Consider the following 22,806-nt stretch of genomic DNA (forward strand, 5'->3'; position numbering starts at 1 on the left):
ATAATAATATAAGAATGTATAAATTAAAGGAGGAAATAAAATGCCTTCATGGTTAAATATAGCTTTACAAGTGCTGGTTATGACGGTACTTGTGATAATTTTTTATAAATTATTAAAATCTCATATACTACATAAATTTTATCCTAACAAATGGCTGATTCTCATACTGGCCATAGGTGCATTTTTTTTGCCGCCTGTGATTTCAGCTTATTTTAAGTATAATCTAAATGGTACCATATGGCAGTATATTTCTTCTGCAGTGTTTTTAATCTTGTTTTTATGGTTTGTAGATTTGAAAAATGGCGGTATATATAAAAATGGAGGAAAATCTTCCAAGGGTAAAGATATAAAGATAAGGCCCAAAGCTAAACCCAATAGAGCAAATAGGGGAAAATAATAAGTTTACGATACTTTTATACTAGGAGCAAATTGGCTATAATTTAAGCAGGTATGATTTACTTTAATAAAATACTAATTTTCGAGGGAGTGAGGGTTTATGATAAGAAAATTCAAATACTATATGCCAGAATTGGATGAAAGTTGTTTTATAGCAGACAATGCAGAGGTTATAGGGAAAGTTAAACTTTGTGAAGATGTAAGTATATGGTTTGGTGCTGTGCTTAGGGGAGATTTAAATCATATATATGTGGGGAAAGGAAGTAATGTACAGGACAATTGTACTATACATACAAGCCTAGACAAAAATCCTACGGAGATAGGAGAGTATGTTACCATAGGTCATAATGCCATAGTACATGGAGGAAAGATTGGAAATTATTCTTTAATAGGTATGGGTTCCATAATTTTAGATAATGCAGAAATTGGAGAAGAGACTATTATAGGAGCAGGAAGCCTTGTGACTCAAAATAAAAAAATACCTTCAGGAGTACTGTGTATGGGTTCTCCGGCAAAAGTCATAAGGAAACTTACTATAGAGGAAAAAAAGTTTTTAAGGCATTCTGCAGAGGAGTATATTAGACAATCTAAAAGTTATAAACAATATATAATAGTATAAATTGAATGTAGAAGGTTTTAAATATAATTTAGTCACCTATTTTATCACAAAAGTATAGATATATATTAACATAAATAATTTAGGAGATTAAATATGCCCATTTTCAAATTAGGATCTAGAGGCACTGAAGTTATGCATATACAGGCAACTCTAAAAAAGATAGGATATAATCCCGGAGCAATAGATGGAATATATGGTACAGATACTAAAAAAGCAGTGGAAATTTTTCAGAGGAATCATGGCTTAATTGTAGATGGAATAATAGGACCTAATACTTATAGAATTTTAAGAAGTTTTATGTTAGGATATGATATGTATACCATTAGAACAGGGGATACTCTGTACAGCATAGCTAAAAAATATGGAACTGACGTGTATGACATAATAGTAGCGAATCCTGGGATAGAACCTTTTCAATTGGTTCCAGGTGTACAAGTCAAGGTACCTTATAATATAGATGTGGTAGATACAAATATAGATTACACCTACAATATATTGGAAATGGATCTTATGGGATTAGAAGCTAGGTATCCCTTTATAACTGTTGGCAGCATAGGAGAAAGTGTACTTGGAAAACAACTTTATTATGTGAAACTTGGTGTAGGCTCAAATGAAGTATCATATAATGGAGTTCATCATTCATTGGAATGGATAACGGCTCCACTTTTAATGAAATTTATAGAAAATTTTGCCAGAGCATACAGCCGAGGAGAGAATATAAGGGGATATAATATAGGAGATATATGGAGAAATAGTAGTATATATATAGTTCCTATGGTAAATCCTGATGGAGTAGAACTTGTTTTAAACGGATTAAGTAGGAATAATCCTTTTTACTATGATTTAAAAAGATGGAATAATGGTAGTGAAGATTTTTCTAAAGATTGGCAGGCCAATAATAGAGGGGTAGATATTAATCATAATTATAATGCCATGTGGCAGCTTTCAAAAGAAGCAGAAGCTTCCTATGGGGTGTATGGACCTGGACCTACCAGATACTCAGGACCTTATCCTGTATCGGAACCTGAGACAAAGGCTATGGTAAGATTCACAAATAGCCATAATTTTAGATTGGTATTAGCATATCATAGTCAAGGAGAAGTTATTTACTGGCAGTATGGTGAAGTAACTCCTTCAGAGTCAAGAAGAATAGGAGAGTTGTTTGCTAAAGCCAGTGGTTATTCTTTAGAAGAAACTACGGGAATAGCATCTTATGCGGGATATAAAGACTGGTTTATACAAGATCATAGGAGACCTGGATTTACTATAGAAGTAGGCAAAGGAAAAAACCCCCTTCCTATAAGTCAATTTGATAAAATATATGAGGATAATGAGGAAATACTTTTGCTTGCATCTGTAATATGATGTATTCCACCTCTTCAGGTGGAATACATAGGGATTTAAATACAATTATCAAATGATTCAGGTGGAGGTTGCTATAGAGAGATGATTATATCCCACTTTGAAGAAGATAGGAGTATTAGCTAATTACCACCCTTGGAAAAATTTTATTTGTATATATCTACTAAAAGGCCACTTATATCATCAATAGTAGCAGCTACATTTAAATTTTCCTTCTGTTCGTTCATTAATAGTTCAGTAAGTTCTTCCAGTTTTCTGTCTATAGTATCTACGGTTATAAAATATTGTGTTTGCCAAAAGCTTATATCCTTTTTTACATTATACATATACTTTAATACTGACTCCAGATATTCTTGTATCATCTTTTTGTAACTTCTAACGTCTGCATAACATTTTGTTATGGATAGTCTATTTCCCTTTTTTTTAATATTATCGAACATGTTTTTTAGTTCTTGTTCTGACTTTTTTTCCATCTGAGAATTAAAGCTTTGAGAAAAATCCTTTTTTATTTTTATACTTTTATTCTTAGAAGAAGGGGCAGAAGATCTACCGATTCTAGAAACTTCCATAATTTACCTCCGTGCTTTTATTAGAATATACTTATAAATTATTATATATAATATTTTCATAAAAATATAGTGAATTATATTAAAAATTATATCAAAAATAAAGTTAATCTGTAATAATTATTTGAAATAAGTATAAGATTATACTAAGTTCAAAAAATACAATAAAGGGTAGGTGATTTTATGTGGTTCAAAAAAAGTGTTCAGGAGGTAATACAGGAATTAGATACAGATTCTATAAATGGTATTACTAGTGAAGAAGCAAAAATTAGAATAGAAAAATATGGACAAAATAAATTAGCAGAAAAAAAGAAAAAGTCAATTTTAATACTTTTATTTGAACAGATAAACGATGTTCTTATATATATACTTTTGGCTGCGGCAGTAGTTTCTGCATTACTTAATGAAATAAGTGATGCAATTATAATAGGTATTGTAATTATACTAAATGCAGTTATAGGTTTGGTTCAGGAGTCAAAAGCAGAAAAAGCACTGGAATCTTTAAAAAAGCTTTCTGTACCTAAGGCACTGGTGAAAAGAGATGGAAAAATTATAGAAATTTCTTCAGAAGATGTAGTGCTTGGGGATATAGTAATTTTAGATGCAGGTAAATATGTTCCCTGTGATTTAAGGTTAATAGAAAGTGCAAATTTGAAAATAGAAGAATCAGCATTAACAGGAGAATCTGTACCTTCGGAAAAATATGCAGAGGATACCTTAAAAGAAGATGATGTAGCCCTTGGAGATCAGAGAAATATGGCTTTTATGTCTACATTGGTTACTTATGGCAGAGGAGTAGGAGTAGTTGTAGCTGCAGGTATGGACACAGAAATAGGGAAAATAGCCAAAATGCTTCATGACGATAGTAAAAATTTGACTCCTCTTCAGAAAAAATTGGCACAGCTTGGGAAAATGTTAGGTTTTGTAGTACTTATAATTTGTATTCTTATGTTTTTTGTAGCTGTGATTCAAAAGAGAGATTTATTCGAAATGTTTTTAACTGCTATAAGTCTTGCTGTAGCTGCTATTCCAGAAGGACTTCCAGCTATGGTTACCATAGTACTTGCAGTTGGGGTACAGAGAATGATAAAGAAGAATGCCATAGTGAGAAAGCTTCCTGCTATAGAGACATTGGGGTCTGTAAATATAATATGTTCTGACAAGACTGGAACCCTAACTCAAAATAAAATGACAGTTACAAAGTTTTATGCGGATGATACCTTAGATAATATTCTAAAGTTAGATGCAAATAATTTTATACATAAGAGACTTATAGAAAATATGGTGCTTTGTAATGATGCTACTTATTCAGAGGATTCACAAACAGGGGATCCAACAGAAATTGCACTTTTAGAACTTGGCTTTAAGTTTAATATATTTAAAGATAGTGAAAGTAAAGCCCATATCAGGGCAAATGAAATACCTTTTGATTCTGATAGGAAGCTTATGACCACTTTAAATGAATATGGGGATAAGTATCATGTGATTACAAAAGGTGCAGTAGATAACTTAATAAAAATCTGCAGTTATATGTATTTGGGAGGTCATGTAGTAGATTTTACAGAAGAATTAAAATCTAAAGTAATAAAAGCTTCTGATTCAATGTCAAAAGATGCTCTTAGAGTACTTGCAACTGCAGTTAAGGTGGAGGATTCATCAGATATTAAAATTGATTCCATGGAAAGTGAATTGATATTTGTAGGACTTGTGGGAATGATAGATCCACCTAGAGAAAATGTAAAAAAATCCATAGAAGAATGTAAAAACTCTGGTATAAGAACTGTTATGATTACAGGGGATCATAAAAATACTGCCTATGCCATAGCAAAAGAACTGAGTATAGCAGAAGATAGTTCACAGGTAATACTGGGAGCTGAATTTGATAGAATGCCAGAAGATGAGGTGGTGGATAGGATTGATAATTTAAGAGTTTTTGCAAGAGTGTCTCCAGAGCATAAGGTAAGAATAGTTAAGGCTTTAAAGCAAAAAGGGAATATAGTATCTATGACTGGAGATGGCGTAAATGACGCACCATCTTTAAAGGCTGCAGATATAGGAGTAGCTATGGGTATTACAGGAACAGATGTGGCAAAAGGTGCCTCTGATATGATACTTACAGATGATAACTTTTCAACTATTGTGGAAGCTGTAAAGGAAGGAAGAAATATATACAGTAATATAAGAAAATCTATAACATTTCTTCTTTCCTGTAATATAGGAGAGATAATAGCTTTATTTATAGGAATAATCTTAGGGTGGCCTGCGGTCTTAAGACCTATTCATCTTCTATGGGTGAATCTCATAACAGATAGTCTGCCAGCTTTGGCATTGGGAGTAGATCCAGATGATCCTGATATAATGAAAGAAAAACCTAGAGATCAAAAAGAAGGATTATTTTCAGGAAGAAATGGTACTTTCTTAATAGGAAATGGTATTTTAATAGGTATAATTACCTTGTTCGCCTTTTATATAGGAATTAAAATATATCCAAATTCTGTTACACATGCACAGACTATGTCTTTTGTAGTACTCAGTATATCTCAATTAATCTATACTTTAAGCATAAGACATAATAAAAAATCCATATTTGAAATTGGGGTTTTTACCAATAAATATTTAATAGGGGCTATAATTTTAGGTATAATACTTCAGAATATAGTTATTACAGTGCCTTTCTTAGCTTCAGTATTTAAAGTATTTACTCTTACACCAAATGACTGGATGTTTGTTATTCTCCTGTCACTTATACCTCTCATTATAAATGAAATTGCAAAAATAATTTATAATAAAATAGAACGAAAGTAATAATCTATTTCTAAGCTTTAAGAATATTTAATTTTTAAAGCTTAGAAATTTAAAAAATCTCTTAGAGCTTTTTCAGTTTTGTGCCTTTCTCATCCTGTGTTATTAAGTTTCTTTTCATAAGTCCGCCTAAGGCATTTTTAAAGTAATTTTTACTTTCATGAAAAACACGTTTTATATCTTCAGGAGAACTCTTGTCATTATAAGGCATAAAACCATTATGATTTTTCAGATAATTTAAAATAGATTCTTCCAGAGATATTCTTTCATATTTGGGTGTTTTTCTTGGAGTAAGACTCAGCTTGCCGTCTTCATATATGTTCTTTATCCTGAGCTTTAGTTCATCACCGGGATAAAGATTCATGTAATATTCATTTTTTAGTATTACACCCCTATAAACATTATCCACAGCTATCATGGCACTGTCGTTAGTTTGAAATCCATAGACTATACCAGTTACTTCAGAACCTATGGTATATTTTTGTTCTATTTGTTCTGGTTTAGTATCAGTTATTGTAAGGAGATATTTATCTATATCTGTGGTAGCTGCTATTCTGTTGGTTTTATCTAAATATATGTAAAAAAGATAATACTTTTCAGGAAGCAGTGGGTATTTTTGCTCTGAAAGGGGTACAAGAACATCTCTTTCCAGTCCTATGTCTATGAAGCTTCCAAAACTTGTATTTGATACTACCTTTAAATAAGCAAGGTTTTCTACGGTAGCTAAGGGAGCCTTTAAAGTGGCTATCAATCTGTCTTTTGAATCTTTGTATATAAAAGCATTTACCTCGTCTCCTACAGAGAGAAGATCTTCTTCATCGTTACTTTTTGGAAGAAGTATATCATCTTTAGTTTTACCAGTCTCCGCATCAAGATAATAACCAAAGGATGCTTTTCTCACTATTTTTAGAGTGTTGAATTTTCCTATAAGAACCAACTGTATTTCACTTCCTTTTTTATATTTTGTTCAAAGCTTATTATATACTATGTAAATGAAAAACTCCAACTTAGTTTTAAACTGAAGCTAAGAATACTGTATTTACACTTTTTATCTTTAAATCTATTTTGTAAATCGTATATGGAATCTTTATTCTTTGTTTGATAAAATTAAAATATAGCAAAGATGAATGAAAACTATGAAAAAGGGGTGTATTTTTAATATGCAGGTTAAATCCCAAAGTAGATTTTGCATTTAAGAAATTATTTGGAAGTCCCGAAAATAAAGACATATTAATTTCATTTATAAATTCAGTACTTTCGGAAATATAAAGCTCTGTTACCTTGGGAACAAATATTTTGTGTCTATACTTATAATGCATATAAGTATATAATAAGATTAGACTATTACCAAGGAGGAAGAAATATGTCATCAATGGATTTTATAAGGATAGCAGCAGCATGCCCCTTAACAAATGTAGCAGATATAGAATTTAATTTAAATAATATAAAGATATGTATAGATAAGGCTTTAACAGAAAAATCAAAACTTGTGGTATTTCCAGAGCTTTCTATGACATCCTATACCTGTGCAGATCTTTTTGAACAGCAATTGCTCCTGGAAAAATCCACAGAGGCTTTAAAAAATCTTTGTGATTATTCCAAGGATAAAGATATACTCATAGCAGTAGGAGCACCTCTTGCATTTAATTATTGTTTATATAATTGTGCATATATAATATTCGATGGTGAAATTTTAGGTGTTGTGCCTAAAAGCTATATTCCAAATTATGAAGAGTTTTATGAAAAAAGATGGTTTACAGAGGGGCTGCATATTATAGATGAAAGGGTGGATTTATATTTTCAAAAGGATATACCTTTTGGAGTGAATTTAATATTTACCTGTGGAAAGTTTAAATTTGCTTTTGAAATATGTGAGGACTTATGGGCTGTAATACCACCAAGCAGTTATTTAACTCTTATGGGTGCAAATATCATAGGAAATCTTTCTGCATCCAATGAAATCGTAAGCAAGTCTTTTTACAGGAGAAATCTGGTATCTTCCCAAAGTGCAAGATGTATGTGTTCCTATATGTATGTTTCGTCTGGAGTATTTGAGTCTTCTACAGATTTGGTATTTAGCGGAGACTTGTGCATTTGTGAAAACGGTACATTGTTAAAAGCCAATGAAAGATTTAATAGGGACAATGAAGTTGTTACTTCAATTGTAGATTTGGGTAGATTGAATAATCAAAGGTTGAAAAATGTGAGCTTTAGAGATAATGTAAAGAAATGTTCACAAAAGCCTGTAAATATAGAATTTCAATTTGAAAATTTAGATTGTGGAGAGTTTGATAGAAATATTGACAAACATCCTTTTGTACCCTCAAATGAAGATGAGAGAGAAGCAAGATGCAGAGAAATATTTAATATACAGACTTCAGCCCTTGCAAAAAGAGTGAGTCATACTAATTTAAAAAAGGCAGTTATAGGTATATCTGGAGGGCTTGATTCTACATTAGCACTGCTGGTTACAGTGAAAACTTTTGACGTTCTTAAAATTTCAAGGAAAAATATAATAACTATAACTATGCCGGGATTTGGAACTACAGACAGGACTTATAACAATGCGGTGAGCTTGTGTAAAAATTTAGGTACGGAATTTAGAGAAATAAACATAGTAGATGCTTGTCTTCAACATTTTAAGGATATTTCTCATGACAGAAATATACATGATGTAACCTATGAAAATGTTCAGGCAAGGGAAAGAACTCAAATTATAATGGATATAGCAAATAAAGAAGGGGGCCTTGCAATTGGTACAGGAGATCTGTCGGAACTTGCCCTTGGATGGTGTACTTATAATGGAGATCATATGTCCATGTATGGAGTAAATTGTTCTGTTCCTAAAACTCTTGTGAGATATTTAGTTAGATATGTTGCAGATAGGGAGGTTTCAAAAAATATAGGTGATATTTTAATAGATGTATTAAATACTCCTGTAAGTCCAGAACTTCTTCCTAAAGGAAAAGATGGTGAGATATCTCAAAAAACTGAAGATATAGTAGGACCTTATGAACTTCATGATTTCTTTTTATATTATTTTGTAAGACATAATTATTCCCACAAAAAGATATTATTTTTAGCAAAACATGCATTTAAAGATGACTATGATATTAGCACTATTGAGAAATGGCTTAATATGTTTATAAGGAGATTCTTTACTCAGCAGTTTAAGCGTTCTGCAATTCCAGATGGTCCTAAGGTGGGTACTGTAAGTTTATCTCCAAGAGGTGACTGGAGAATGCCTTCAGATGCCAGTTTTAATTTATGGCTTGAATAAAGAATAAACAATTTTAGTAGTGAAAGGAGGAAGTATGTATAATAGTATTATTTTATGGGTTATAATTGGAATAGTGGCCCTATCAGTAGACATAATAACAAGCAGCTTTCTATTTGTATGGTTTACGGTGGGAGCCATTGGAGCAATTATAGCTGAAATATTGAATTACCCCTTTATAACTCAGCTTATGGTATTTCTAGTAATTAGCGTAGTACTTATAGTTATTTGTTATCCAATAGTAAAGAAAAATATTAAAAAATATGTAAAACCTACTCCTCTCAGAGAAGAAACCTATGTGGGAAAGGAAATTGTTGTAGATGAAGAGATGGTTAAAAATAATGCTTTAAGGATTGATGGAGTTTACTGGAATATAAAAAATCAGGGAGATGCCTTAAAAAAGGGTGACATGGTGAAAGTAACTGCATTGGAGGGAAATAGATTAATTATAAAGAAAATATAAGCTGTGTATGCTAGGCAATGATTAATTATTTATAGTTTAAGGAGGATAAGTATCATGGGTACAATTGTAATTTTAATTATAGTTATAATTATTTTAGCAGCGGTGGTATCTTCTATTAAGATTGTAAATACTGGGTATGTTACAATTATAGAGAGACTGGGTCAATTTCACAGGACACTTGAACCAGGATGGCATTTCATAATTCCTTTCATTGATTTCGTAAGGAGAAAGGTTTCAACTAAGCAGCAGATACTTGATATTGAACCCCAAAGTGTTATAACCAAGGACAATGTAAAGATATCTATAGACAATGTTATTTTTTATAGAGTGTTAAGTCCAAAGGATGCTATATACAATATAGAAGATTATAGAGCAGGTATAGTTTTTTCAACTATTACCAACATGAGAAATATTGTAGGTAATATGACTTTAGATGAGGTGCTTTCAGGAAGAGATCAAATAAACGGAGAACTTTTAAGGGTGGTAGATGATATAACAGATGCCTATGGAATAAAAATATTGTCTGTAGAAATTAAAAATATTATGCCTCCTGCTGAAATACAACAGGCCATGGAAAAACAGATGAGGGCCGAAAGAGATAAAAGAGCTGTAATACTTCAAGCAGAAGGACAAAAACAAAGTGACATAGCAAGAGCAGAGGGAGAAAAACAGGCTAAAATACTTCAAGCGGAAGCCGAAAAGGAAGCAAATATTAGAAGGGCAGAAGGACTTAGACAATCTCAAATGTTAGAAGCAGAAGGTAAGGCAATGGCAATAAAATCTGTTGCAGAAGCAGAAGCAGAGGCTATTAATTTGGTAAATAGATCCATAATAGATTCTGGTACGGATGAAAAGGTAATAGCTTTAAAACAAATAGAGGCATTAAAAGAAATGGCTAAAAATCCAGCAAATAAGCTTATACTTCCAAATGAGGCCATATCATCTCTTGGAAATATGGCAGCAATAGCTGATATGCTGCAGGTAAATAAAGTTAAATAATGTTTAAAGTGAAAATGGAGTGTGACAGGGATAACAAGGTTAGCCTGTGGCACTCTATTTTTTATGTTATTTTATATGGAATGGACAAGTAATTGTAATAATATAGAATATACTAATATATAATAGAATATCAAGTGATTGTAAAGAAGATGATGTTTAAAACTGAAACTAAAGAGGAAAATAAGATTTAATATTAAAAATAGATAAAGGGCGTGATATTTGTGAAAGCTATAATAATGGCAGGAGGAGAAGGAACTAGGTTAAGGCCCTTAACCTGTAACATACCTAAACCTATGATGCCCATTATGGATAAACCTATAATGGAATATGCATTAGAATTGCTTAAAAATGCGGGAATAGAAGATATTGGAGCCACACTACAGTATTTACCGGATGAGATAATAAATTATTTTGGGGATGGCAGGGATTTTGGGGTTAATATAAGTTATTTCATAGAAGAAACACCTTTAGGCACTGCTGGAAGTGTTAAAAATGCAGAGGCATTTTTAAATGATACTTTTATTGTCATAAGTGGAGATGCTCTTACGGACATAGACTTATCCAGGGCCATTGCTTTTCACAAGAGAAAAGGTGCTGTGGTTACTTTAGTACTGAAGGAAGAATCAGTGCCCTTAGAATTTGGGGTGGTGGTTACAGATGACAAAGGAAAAGTAACCGGTTTTTTGGAGAAACCAGGATGGGGTGAAGTATTTAGTGACAAAATAAATACAGGAATATATATTTTAGAACCAGAAATATTTAAATATTATGAAAAAAATAAAAAATTTGATTTCAGTGGTAACCTTTTTCCGCTTCTTTTAAAAGAGAAGATACCTGTTTTTGGGTACGTGGCAGAAGGTTACTGGTGTGATATAGGAAATATCGATCAGTATATGAAATGCCATTTTGATATATTAAAGGGACTTGCAAATATAAACATAAATGCAGAAAAATATGGTGAAGATATATGGATGGGAGAAGAATGTGAAATAAGTCCCCAGGCTAATATTTTAAAACCCGTATATATAGGAAGAGGCAGTAAAATATATAAAAATGCCCAGATTGGTCCTTATACTGTGTTGGGGGAAAATAACATTATATCTCAGGAGGCTACCATAAAGAGGAGTATACTTTTTAATAACTGTTATATAGGGGACAAGGCACAGATAAGAGGTGCCGTGCTTTGTAAAAAAGTTCAAATTGAATCCCAATGTTGTATATTTGAAGAAGCTGCCCTTGGAAATGATACCATTATAAAGGATAAGGCCATAATAAAGCCTGGAGTTAAGATATGGCCAAATAAAATAATAGAAAGCGGTACTTTGGTAAATTCCAATATAATATGGAAAGAAAAAGCCTCAAAATCTATTTTTGGGAAAAATGGTATTAGCGGAGAGATAAATGTAGATATAACTCCAGAATTTGTTTCAAAGCTTGGTTCTGCCTATGGTTCTATTCTAAAGGCAGATTCCAGAGTTGCCATAGCCTGCAGCGATAATGGGGCGGCACAGATGTTTAAATATTCTTTGGCTACAGGGCTTTTGTCCATGGGGATGGAGGTTATGGATTTAAAAAAAATGCCTATGGCCTTTATAAGACAGTCAATTCTTTTTTTTGGGGCTCAGGCAGGAATTTATGTATGTGTAAATAGAAATGCCCCGGAAAAGGTTACTATAATATTCATGGATAAAAATGGACTTAATATAGATAGGGCCATGGAAAGAAAGATAGAGAGCAGTTTTATAAGAGAGGACTTTAGAAGAGTCAGATCAGATAAATTTAAACATATGGAGTATATATACAATTGTCTAGAATATTATGAAAGACAGCTTATAAATGGACTTTCTCTTGAAAATATAAAAATTCAAAAGTACAGAGCAGTTCTAAGTATAGAAGATCCTATGATATTTGAAGTAATTAGTGAAATTTTAAAGGAGCTTAAAGTTGAGGTAAAGCTTCATGACAAATTTGGAGATACGGAAGGACTAGCTCAAAAAGTTGTAGAAGATAGTGCAAGTCTGGGAATTGAAATAGATGAAGAATGTAAAAAACCAGTTATTATAGATGAAAAAGGAAGTATAATAAAGGACAATCTATATGATGCCTTAAATGCACTGGTTATGCTTAAAACCCATGACATAAGAACTTTAGTAGTTCCAGTTACAGCTTCTTCTACCATGGAAAAACTGGCTAAAATATGCGGGTGTAAATTTATAAGAACCAAAACTGCCCATAAATTTATACTAGAAACTTATTTAAAAAATTCTCCTTATTTAAGTGAGAGGGATATGGTAAGTGCATATCTTATGACGCTGGATGCAGTGAGTGTATGTGCCATGGTTATTAATTTTATGGCAAACTGTAATAGAACCCTTTCACAGATAACTTCTACTATTCCTCAATACTATACTTTCAAAAAAGAAATAAAGTGTCCATGGAATATGAAAGGGAAACTTATGAGAAACCTAATAGAAGAAAATATTTCAAAATCTATAGATTTAATTGAAGGGGTAAAACTTAATTTTGAAGATGGATGGGCCTTAGTACTGCCGGATGCAGATGAACCTTTATGTAAGATATATACAGAGTGCAGTGATTATAAAAAGCTCAATAAACTTACAGAGGACATTTTAACCAAAATCACCACCATAACTAAAGAATACTAAAATATCTTCTACTTGTTATTTATTTTTATATACTTTAAAATTATATATAACAGATTTAAAATAGTAAATAATATTAAAAGCAGGATTAATCTTTAGTAGTATAGGTGTGATTGTATGAGTATAAGGTTTATATATGGAAGAGCAGGAAGCGGTAAAAGTCATTATTGTCTTGAAGATATTAAAAGAAGAATACAAGAAGGTAGTAACAGAAATCTGATACTTTTAGTTCCAGAACAATTTTCTTTTCAGGCGGAAAAAAATTTGATAAAGTCAATAGGAGAAAAGGGAACTTTAAAGGCTCAGGTGCTTAGTTTCAGAAGGATGGCGGAAAAAGTATTTGATGAAGTAGGAGGGGGAATTAAAAAATATATAAATGATGCAGGCAAAAATATACTTTTGTATAAAATAATAGAAGAAAACAAGAATAAATTAAAAGTTTACAAAACTTCTGCAAAAAAACAGGGTTTTGTAAACCTGGTTTCAGATATAATAGGAGAATTTAAGAAGTACAATATATCTCCAGAGCTTTTAAAGGAAAATTTAGATAGTATAGAAAATAAAAGTTTAAAAAACAAATTGGAAGATATAGGAATGTTGTTTCTGGAATTTCAAAATAGACTTAGCAGAAATTATATAGATTTAGAGGATACACTGCACATATTATGTGAAAAATTGGACGAATCTATTATTTTTAAGAATGCGGAGGTATGGATAGATGAATTTTCTATCTTTACCCCTCAGGAATACAGTGTAATAGAAAAAATTATGTGTAGTGCATATAGAGTAAATATAACCTTGTGTATGGATGCATTGGGGGAATATTCAGAAAGAGAAAGCATAGACTTGTTTTTACCTATTAAAATTACAGAGCAAAATATTTTACAAATAGCAGAAAAAAATAATATAATCTACCAGAAACCAGTAAATTTAAGGTGCAGTCCATGTTATAGATTTAAAAATAGTACTGCACTTCAACACCTTCAACATTCTTTGTTTTCATATCCTTATAAGAATTATGAGAAACCTACAGAGGACATAAATATATTTAAAGCTCTAAATAAATACACTGAAATAGATTATATTGCAAGAGACATAGTAAAAGCCTGTAGAGATAAAAATCTTAGATTTAAAGATATGGCAGTGGTTACAGGAGATTTAGATGAATATGAAAATTTAATAAAAGCAGTATTTAATCAATACGACATACCTTATTTTATAGATAAAAAAAGAGAAATTATCCATAATCAAATTGTAATTTTAATAATTTCTGCTGTTGAAATATTGGCTAAAAGCTGGTCTTATGAGTCTGTATTCAGATATCTAAAGACAGGACTTTTGGATTTAGAATTTGATGATATAGATATTTTGGAGAATTATGTGCTGGCTAATGGAATAAGAGGAAAGCAATGGCTAGATACAAAACCCTGGAGTTTTAAAATAAATTATAGCAGCTTTAAAGAGAATGACTCTGAAGAGGAACAAGAATATTTAAATAAAATAAATTCCATAAGGGATAAGGTCAGAGAACCCATATTGAAGCTTTCTAATGACATAAAGGGGAAGAAGAAAGGAAGGCACATCTGCGAGGGACTTTATAATTTTTTATGTGAGCTTAAAATACAAGAAAAAGTAGAAGAACTTATAATAGAGTTTAGAAATACTGATAGATTAGATAAGGCAAATGAATACAGTCAGATTTGGGATATAGTAGTAGATGTACTAGATCAAATAGTAGATGTACTAGGGGAACAATCTTTTGGAATGGAAATATTCAATGAGGCACTTGAAATAGGATTTTCACAATATGAAATAGGGGTAATACCTCCTGCCTTAGATCAGGTTTTAGTAAGTAATATAACCAGAATAAAAAGTTATAATATAAGTGCACTCTACATAGCTGGAGTTAATGATGGAATCTTTCCTGTAACTATATCGCCGGAAGGGGTTTTTACAGATCAGGACAGGGATGAACTTAAACAAAATGGATTGGAAATAGCACCTAATACAAGAAGTAGGGCTTTTGAAGAACAATTTTTAATATATGCTACATTAACTATAGTAGATAAATATCTGACATTGACTTATTCTATGAGTGACGAAGAAGGAAAAGCTAGAAGACCTTCTGTTGTTATATCTATGATAAAGAAGATATTTCCTAAATTACAGGAAAAAAGCAATTTGTTGGATGCATCAGGATATGAAGAGGGAATAGAAGCTGTAAACAGTCCTAAAGCCACTTTTAATATGTTAATTTCAAATATAAGAAGAAATTTAGGTCATAGGGAAAATATAAATTCACTTTGGATAGATGTTTACAGATGGTACAGAGAACATGAAATCTGGAATAAAAGACTAGAGACGGTTTTAGGTGCATTCTGTTACAATAATGAAATTAAAATTTCAGATTTAGCTAAGATTAGAAGGCTCTATGGAAAACATCTAAATATGAGCGTTTCAAGATTAGAGAAGTTTGCACAGTGTCCCTTTGGCTATTTTGTACAATACGGACTTAAGGTTAAAGACAGGAAAATGTACAGTTTAAGTGCTCCAGATTTGGGAAGCTTTATGCATGGTATACTTGAAAAATTTTCTATAGGTCTAAAAGAAAAAAGTTTGACCTGGGAAAATGTAGATGAAAAATGTTGTGAAGAAAATATAAATGATTTGGTAGACAATGTTTTGCATGATAGCCCTAATTCCGTACTAAACAGTTCGAAAAAATATAAACATGTTACGGATAAATTAAAGAAAACTCTCACGAGGTCTGTATGGCTTATAGCACAACATATGAAAAAAGGGAGATTTATACCTAGGGCCTATGAACTTGTCTTTGGAGAAATAGGGGATTTTCCTCCTATCTCAATAGAGTTAGATTCAGGAGAAAAGGTTAGCCTTACAGGAAAAGTAGATAGGGTGGATACAGCAAAAGAAGATATAACAACTTATATTAGAATAATAGATTATAAATCAGGCACCCGGGAATTTAAGCTTTCTGATGTATACTATGGTTTTCAATTGCAGCTTTTAATATATTTAGATGCCATACTTACAGAGTTTGATAAAACGACTAAAGGGAAATCTATTCCTGCGGGGTTATTGTATTTTAAGTTGGAAGATCCTATAGTAAGGACTAAAGAAAATATACCTGATCATGAAATAGAAGATAGAATAACCAAAAGTTTAAAAATGAATGGATTGCTTTTAAATGATGTAAATGTAATAAGGCAGATGGATACCAGCATGGAGAAAAGTTCAGATATTATATCTGTTTCCATAAAGAAAGATGGAAATCTTTCTAAGTCTAAATCGTCATTGGCCACAAGAAAGCAGTTTGAACTTCTAAGGAAGTATGTAAGAAGTACTATAGCGGATTTATGCAAGAAAATATTGACTGGAAATATAGAGGTTACCCCTTATAAAAATAAAACTAAAAATGGCTGTAGTTATTGTGAATATTCGGCTATATGTCAATTTGATACTTCTATAAAAGGAAATAAATATAGAATAATTGAAGATAAAAGTGATGAAGAAATATGGAAGGGTATAGAAAATAAAGTTCAAGAATAGTGTGTTCGTAATTTTTGATTTAAATATACATTATAATTAGCATTGGAGGATAAAAAATGAGATTGTTACTGACTAACGATGATGGAATAATGGCAGAAGGAATACAGGTACTGGCTAAACACTTTGAAAAGGATAATGAAGTTATAATTGCGGCACCGGATGTACAAAGAAGTGGCAGCGGCCACTGCATAACTACTGTACCAGGTGAATTGACTGTACAGGAAGTAAAACTTGAAGGAATAAATTCAAAAGCTTATAGTATTACTGGTACTCCTGCAGATTGTGCCAGATTAGGAGTGCGAAAATTAGGAAATAATCAAATAGATATGGTTATATCTGGAATAAACAATGGTTTTAATCTAGGTATAGATTCCTTATATTCTGGAACTGTATCTGCAGCTATAGAAGCTGCTATATGCGAGACTCCTTCCATAGCTGTATCTCTTGATACTAAGGGAGGTAATTATGATTATAATATAGCGGCAGAATATGCTATGGAAGTTTTCTATATATATAAGGATAAGTATAAAAACAAAGATGAAAATGTAGTTTTAAGTTTAAATGTACCATGTTTACCTAGAGAAAAAATAAAAGGCCTAAAGGTATGCAGAGTTGGGTTCAAATACCATTTGCAGGAAATATATGATAAAGGTGAAAAGACAGAAGAATTGAGCTATAATTATACGGATATATATTATGTAAAAAGAGGATATGCAGCACTTAGTCCCTTGCATTATGATTTAACTAATTATAAAATATTAGGGGATATTAATAATCTTTTTACTGAAAAATAATATGTATATATTTAAACTGTACATTGTACTTTTTCTAATGTAAAAATATAGATATATAAACTCTAATTATACAAAACAAGAGGAGGAAAATTTTTAATGAAACTATTTATAGATACTGCTAATGTGGATGAAATAAGAAAAGCAAATGATATGGGTATAATATGTGGAGTTACAACTAATCCTTCCTTAATTGCTAAGGAAGGTAGAAATTTTAAAGAAGTTGTGAAAGAAATAACTGATATAGTAGATGGTCCTATCAGTGCGGAAGTAATAAGTTTAGAATGGAATGGAATGGTAAAAGAGGCTAGGGAACTTGTAAAAATACATAAAAATATTGTAATAAAGATTCCAATGACACAAGAGGGCTTAAAAGCAGTAAAAGTTCTTTCGCAGGAAGGGATAAAAACCAATGTAACTCTAATTTTTTCTGCAGCACAGGCGCTTTTAGCTGCAAAAGCTGGAGCTTCATATGTAAGCCCTTTCCTTGGAAGATTAGATGATGTAGGCATGGATGGAATTAAATTAATAGAGGAAATAGTAACTATATTTAAAGTTCAGAATATAGTTACTGAAATTATAGCTGCTAGTATAAGAGGACCTATACATGTAGTTAAATGTGCTGCTTTGGGTTCTCATATTGCTACAGTTCCATATAAGGTTTTAGTGCAGATGTGTAAGCACCCTTTAACTGATATTGGTATAGAAAGATTCCTTAAAGATTGGGAAAGTGTTTCTGATAAATAATATGTTATATAATTACTAAATTTGTTACTAATTATATAATAAAATTTTAAGAATACATAGTTGACATAATAAATTGGTTGTTATATAATGACTATGAAATAAAAGTTAATTAAGTGCAAATCGCAGATAACTGATTATATTCTGAAATATACGCAAGCTTTTGTTTTGAACTACATTATTTAAACGGAAGTTCAATATTTAGATGGGTACATGTATCCTCTACTAGTTCTTAAATATGAGGAAGATGAATACATCTGTGAGGACATCCACCTGTAGTTATATAGGTGTCAAAATAAAGTTTAGCGGTATTTTGGATAAGTGTAATCGTTAAAGTTATGATTTTTAAAGAGAGATTTTAATCTCTCTTTTTACGTATTGTATAATAAAGTGGTGTCACTAATGGGGATCCTATATTTATATTATTTAATTGATTTAGCTATAGATAATATAGAGTCTTTAGATATATTACCACATATAGTATATTCAATATTGTCTTTAGTCCACCATATCTGTACTATAGGAGAATCTGAAACAGTTGGATCATTATATATATATATATATCCTTGGATTTTATCATTAATAGATACTTTTTCACCAGAAATATTAAAACTATTATAAGAAAGTTCTTTACTTTGGATTAACTTAAAATATTTATTTTCGGGGTTGCTATAATCGATAGTTATAATTTTCCCTGTTTCTGTATCTTCTGGAATATGTATATTTGTCAGTGCAAAATTTTCTGGTACATAGGAAGGCATAGAAATATTTCCTCCAAAATAGTCTTGAGCATTAGCAAGGCTTAACGTATCAGGAGATATGGTTTTAGTTTCCTCCGAACTTTCTGTTGGATTTACCGCGGTGGTTTTATCTTCAGATTCTAGATTTTTATTTTCCACGGGATAATCAGTAGTATCATTTGATTCAGGTAGTGAAGTTGTAGTATTATCGTTGTTATTTATATTAGGTTTTGAATCTGAAGTAGAATTAGATTTTGAATTTACATCTTCTTTGGTATTTTGAGAAATTTCACTGTTAATTGAGGGATTATCTTTAGCCGGTATTGATTTTTTTGATTTATCCTCTGTGGTTTTTAATTCGGGTTCTGTGGATTTTCCTATAATTTTATCTAAGGCCTTAATAGACACTCTTGCAATAGGATTATTATATATATATTTTTTAGTTATATTACTATGGAAATTAGTATAATGATGATAATCTATTAGAGCAAATATAATTATTGCAGTAGATATACCTACAGCATATATAGGTTTTAATCTTAATTTCTTTTTATATTTGCACTTTTTTAGAGTATCATCTTTTAACTTTTCAGTTACATGGATGTCTTTTAAAACTAAATTAGTTATTTCCCTTAAATTTCTCATGTTATCCTTCATATTCAATACTACCACCTATATTATATTTTAATATTCCTCTTGCTCTGTAAAGTCTGCTTCTTACAGTACCTTCAGGTATCTTTAAAATTTTACTTATTTCGGAGGTGGACAACTCCTGATAATAATACAAGAGTATAACTTCCTTGTATTTTTTTGGTAAATCCATAACCTTTTTTAAAATATCTTCGTATTCTATATTTTTAATTACGGTATCTTCTGTATCATTTAAATCATCTGTAGAATTAAATACTCCGTATTCAGTATCATCGAATCGCAGAACTTTTTTTATCCAACAACTTCTAAGTATATCTCTACAAGTGTTTATGGTTATAGTAAGTATCCAAGTCTTTTCACTGCTTTTTCCATTGAATTTATCAAAGTTATTGTAAACTTTTATAAATACATCCTGAAAGACATCCTCTGCCAAGTGTATATCCTTAAGGTAAATGTAGGCAGTCCTTAGTATGTCATTTCCATAACAATTCATTAGCCTTTCCAGCTCCTTGTCCAAATTATCCTCCTTCCTCTATATTAGACGGAATATACTTATTTTATGCTCCTGGTTCATAACTATATTTTCATAGTATCAATTAGAAGATATGAATTATTCCGTAATTTTGCATATATAGATTATAATTTTTGTCTTATGTAAAAATTATTGTTTTTTAGTCATGTAATCATTTTTAATATGTGTTCTTGAAAATTCCATATTAAAATATTCATTATAATTAATTTTAAATTAGGATTTTTAAACTGTAAAGTATTTAAATTTTCTTATAATTAATATTTTTTAGAATATAATTAAAATTGAAAGATATAATTAATATTGTGTATTTATTATTTTATATTCATACAAAATTTTTTATTAACAAATTATATGTTTTTGTATATAATAAGACTAACTAAATTTATATATTAAAAGGTAAAATATTTTTCTTGATTATATTAAATTTATGTAGTATTATGAAACTGTAAATTTAATACATAGTAGATTAATAATAATTGCGATGATGAGAAGAGTAAATTACACAAAACTACAAGAGATAATTCCCCTTGGGTGTGAGGGAGTTTTGGTGGGAGGTAATTGAAGTGCATCTTTGAGCACTGAGTTGAATCTTAGTAGATTTCAGCGTGTACGTACGTTAAAACGTTGAGGTATGATTGTACCAATAAAGAGTTTTCACATGTAAACTTGTATTTATATAGTTTTTATAAAGTTTATATGGGATAAACAGAGTGGAACCGCGGAAGTAACCTTCTGCCTCTGTATAGAGGCAGAAGGTTTTTGTTTTTCAAAATTCCGGAATTTGAAGGACATTTTCTATTTAGAATTAAAAATTAATTATGTATTTTTAGGAGGATAAATAATTATGAATTCAGTAGCTTATTTTGATTCTATTGCAGATAGGTGGAATGTAATTAGGGAAGATTATTTTGAGGATAGATTGAAGTATATTGTACTTTCTAAGTTTAATATAAAGGATAAAATATGTTCAGATTTAGGCTGTGGAACTGGATTTATTTCTTTAGCATTATCTCAGGAGGCAAAATTGGTGTTTTCTATAGATAATTCTAGAAATATGTTAAAGGAATTGCATAATACATCTTCAAATAGAGGAATAAAAAATATATATCCTATAAAAGGCTCTGCAGTGGATGTTCCTTTATTTGATGAGTCTATAGATGCTGTTTATATGAATATGGCACTTCATCATGTTGTAGATGCTGAAAAGGTAGTAAAAGAAGCCTATAGAATTTTAAAAAATAAAGGAATGTTTATCATATCAGATGTGGAAGAGCATGATGGAGAGTGGGCAAGAATTGAAATGCATGATGAATGGCTTGGATTTTCCCATGAACAAATAAAACATTGGATGAATGAAGCAGGATTTAAAAAAATAGGCATTGAGACTACAGAACTGAAGTGTAAAGCTTATTCAAGTAAAGGTGAATATACGGAAACAGGAATATTTATAGCAAGCGGGGTTAAGGAAGGAGAATAACTAATGAAAATTGAATCATTGTTGATACATGGTGGAATAGATGGAGATAAAATTACAGGAGCAGTTAGTGTGCCTATATATCAAACTTCTACTTACAAGCAAGAAGCACTTGGCAAAAATAGCGGCTATGAATACTCGAGAACAGGAAATCCCACAAGAGAAGCTGTGGAAAAATTAATTGCAGATTTAGAAGAAGGATGCAGAGGGTTTGCCTTTGCATCAGGACTTGCCGCTATATCAGCAGTGCTTATGCTCTTTAAAAGTGGAGATAAGGTAATACTTTCTAGTAATGTATATGGAGGAACCTTTAGAGTTGTAGATAAGATATTTAAAAATTTTAATTTAGAGTATGAATTAGTAGATACCAGTGATTTAGAAAAAGTTAGAGAGAGTCTTAATCGAAATCAAAATGTTAAAGCAATATTTATTGAAACTCCTACTAATCCTCTTATGACTATAACGGATATAGCAAAGATAAGTGAAATTGCAAGAAAAAATAAAGTGATGACAATTGTAGATAATACATTTATGACTCCATATCTGCAAAAACCTATAAAATTGGGAGCTGATATAGTACTCCATAGTGCCACTAAATATTTGGGGGGGCACAGTGATTTGATTGCTGGTCTCCTTGTAGTAAACAATGAAGAATTAGGAGAGAAAATTCATTTTATTCAAAATTCTACAGGAGGTATATTAAATCCATTTGACAGTTGGCTTCTGATAAGAGGAATAAAAACATTGTCTGTTAGGATGGACAGACACGATGAAAATGCTAATTATATAGCTGAATTTTTAAAGGGAAATAATTTAATAAATAAAATTTATTATCCAGGATTTTTAAACCATCCTGATCATGAAATTCAAAAATCTCAGGCCAGGGGGTATGGAGCAATTCTCTCTTTTGTATTAAGAGATGAATTAGATATAAATAAATTCTTTAAAGGATTAAAACTTATAACTCTAGGAGAAAGTCTGGGAGGAGTAGAATCCCTGATATGCCATCCAGCTACTATGACCCATGCAGCTATACCTTATGAGATAAGACAGGAGATTGGAATAGAAGATGGGTTAATTAGATTATCTGTAGGTCTTGAAAATAAAGAAGATCTCATAGAAGATTTAAAAAATGCATTGGAGTTTGCAAGATAATA

The 22,806-nt window shown here is 31.0% G+C and carries 17 protein-coding genes, 1 other RNA gene and 1 pseudogene; 15 read left to right on the forward strand and 4 right to left on the reverse strand.

What is annotated here, in order from left to right; genetic code table 11:
- The first annotated feature begins 40 nt into the window (after positions 1 to 40).
- From BS101_RS06275 to BS101_RS06285, 3 genes are all read left to right on the forward strand, one after another.
- Positions 41 to 397, forward strand: a complete 357-nt coding sequence (locus BS101_RS06275) for a hypothetical protein (RefSeq protein ID WP_073538040.1) — start codon at positions 41 to 43, stop codon at positions 395 to 397.
- Between the two features lie 99 nt (positions 398 to 496).
- Positions 497 to 1,015, forward strand: a complete 519-nt coding sequence (locus tag BS101_RS06280; protein WP_073538041.1) for a gamma carbonic anhydrase family protein — start codon at positions 497 to 499, stop codon at positions 1,013 to 1,015.
- Positions 1,016 to 1,108: 93 nt separating this feature from the next.
- On the forward strand, positions 1,109 to 2,380 hold the full coding sequence (locus tag BS101_RS06285; protein ID WP_073538042.1) for a M14 family metallopeptidase: 1,272 nt from the start codon (positions 1,109 to 1,111) through the stop codon (positions 2,378 to 2,380).
- A gap of 143 nt (positions 2,381 to 2,523) precedes the next feature.
- On the opposite strand, the gene BS101_RS06290 is transcribed toward BS101_RS06285, so the two are convergent.
- Positions 2,524 to 2,946 (reverse strand): YaaR family protein, encoded by a 423-nt coding sequence (locus BS101_RS06290; RefSeq protein ID WP_073538043.1) that lies wholly within the window; start codon positions 2,944 to 2,946, stop codon positions 2,524 to 2,526.
- Between the two features lie 180 nt (positions 2,947 to 3,126).
- Between BS101_RS06290 and BS101_RS06295 the strand changes: the two genes are divergently transcribed.
- Entirely contained in the window at positions 3,127 to 5,748 is a 2,622-nt protein-coding gene (locus BS101_RS06295) for a calcium-translocating P-type ATPase, PMCA-type (RefSeq protein ID WP_073538044.1), read from the forward strand.
- Positions 5,749 to 5,809: 61 nt separating this feature from the next.
- Here BS101_RS06295 and BS101_RS06300 read toward each other — a convergent pair whose 3' ends face one another.
- The gene (locus BS101_RS06300) at positions 5,810 to 6,682 is read right to left on the reverse strand and encodes a CvfB family protein (protein WP_073538045.1); all 873 of its coding nucleotides are present in this window, start codon (positions 6,680 to 6,682) and stop codon (positions 5,810 to 5,812) included.
- Positions 6,683 to 6,903: 221 nt separating this feature from the next.
- On the opposite strand from BS101_RS06300, the pseudogene BS101_RS06305 reads away from it, so the two are divergent.
- The 9 genes and pseudogenes from BS101_RS06305 to ssrS form a co-directional block, all read left to right on the forward strand.
- Positions 6,904 to 7,008, forward strand: a pseudogene (locus BS101_RS06305) (PD-(D/E)XK nuclease family transposase); the annotation flags it as partial.
- A gap of 100 nt (positions 7,009 to 7,108) precedes the next feature.
- Positions 7,109 to 9,025, forward strand: coding sequence for an NAD(+) synthase (locus BS101_RS06310; RefSeq protein ID WP_073538046.1), 1,917 nt, complete (start codon positions 7,109 to 7,111; stop codon positions 9,023 to 9,025).
- A 34-nt stretch (positions 9,026 to 9,059) separates the two neighbouring features.
- The gene (locus tag BS101_RS06315) at positions 9,060 to 9,485 is read left to right on the forward strand and encodes an NfeD family protein (protein WP_073538047.1); all 426 of its coding nucleotides are present in this window, start codon (positions 9,060 to 9,062) and stop codon (positions 9,483 to 9,485) included.
- Positions 9,486 to 9,539: 54 nt separating this feature from the next.
- On the forward strand, positions 9,540 to 10,484 hold the full coding sequence (locus tag BS101_RS06320) for an SPFH domain-containing protein (protein ID WP_073538048.1): 945 nt from the start codon (positions 9,540 to 9,542) through the stop codon (positions 10,482 to 10,484).
- A 221-nt stretch (positions 10,485 to 10,705) separates the two neighbouring features.
- Positions 10,706 to 13,150: a mannose-1-phosphate guanyltransferase gene (locus BS101_RS06325; protein WP_073538049.1), complete on the forward strand. Its 2,445-nt coding sequence runs from the start codon at positions 10,706 to 10,708 to the stop codon at positions 13,148 to 13,150.
- Between the two features lie 114 nt (positions 13,151 to 13,264).
- Positions 13,265 to 16,717 (forward strand): helicase-exonuclease AddAB subunit AddB, encoded by a 3,453-nt coding sequence (gene addB, locus BS101_RS06330; protein ID WP_073538050.1) that lies wholly within the window; start codon positions 13,265 to 13,267, stop codon positions 16,715 to 16,717.
- A 56-nt stretch (positions 16,718 to 16,773) separates the two neighbouring features.
- Positions 16,774 to 17,511, forward strand: a complete 738-nt coding sequence (surE, locus tag BS101_RS06335) for a 5'/3'-nucleotidase SurE (protein WP_073538051.1) — start codon at positions 16,774 to 16,776, stop codon at positions 17,509 to 17,511.
- A 96-nt stretch (positions 17,512 to 17,607) separates the two neighbouring features.
- Positions 17,608 to 18,255: a fructose-6-phosphate aldolase gene (gene fsa / locus BS101_RS06340; protein ID WP_073538052.1), complete on the forward strand. Its 648-nt coding sequence runs from the start codon at positions 17,608 to 17,610 to the stop codon at positions 18,253 to 18,255.
- A gap of 135 nt (positions 18,256 to 18,390) precedes the next feature.
- A non-coding RNA gene (gene ssrS, locus BS101_RS06345) (6S RNA) lies at positions 18,391 to 18,576 on the forward strand.
- 98 nt (positions 18,577 to 18,674) lie between these two features.
- Here the strand turns inward: ssrS and BS101_RS06350 are convergent.
- Positions 18,675 to 19,649 carry a DUF4367 domain-containing protein gene (locus tag BS101_RS06350; RefSeq protein WP_073538053.1) on the reverse strand — a complete coding sequence of 325 codons (975 nt, stop codon included), beginning with the start codon at positions 19,647 to 19,649 and terminating at the stop codon, positions 18,675 to 18,677.
- A complete protein-coding gene (locus tag BS101_RS06355; RefSeq protein ID WP_073538054.1) occupies positions 19,639 to 20,160 on the reverse strand; it encodes a sigma-70 family RNA polymerase sigma factor in 522 nt (173 codons plus the stop codon). The genes BS101_RS06350 and BS101_RS06355 overlap by 11 nt, the downstream gene beginning before the upstream one ends.
- Before the next feature lie 859 nt (positions 20,161 to 21,019).
- Between BS101_RS06355 and BS101_RS06360 the strand changes: the two genes are divergently transcribed.
- The gene (locus BS101_RS06360; RefSeq protein ID WP_073538055.1) at positions 21,020 to 21,652 is read left to right on the forward strand and encodes a class I SAM-dependent methyltransferase; all 633 of its coding nucleotides are present in this window, start codon (positions 21,020 to 21,022) and stop codon (positions 21,650 to 21,652) included.
- Positions 21,653 to 21,655: 3 nt separating this feature from the next.
- Positions 21,656 to 22,804: a trans-sulfuration enzyme family protein gene (locus tag BS101_RS06365; protein WP_073538056.1), complete on the forward strand. Its 1,149-nt coding sequence runs from the start codon at positions 21,656 to 21,658 to the stop codon at positions 22,802 to 22,804.
- The last annotated feature ends 2 nt before the right edge of the window (positions 22,805 to 22,806 follow it).

This window comes from Clostridium kluyveri, assembly GCF_001902295.1.
Taxonomy (GTDB): domain Bacteria; phylum Bacillota; class Clostridia; order Clostridiales; family Clostridiaceae; genus Clostridium_B; species Clostridium_B kluyveri_B.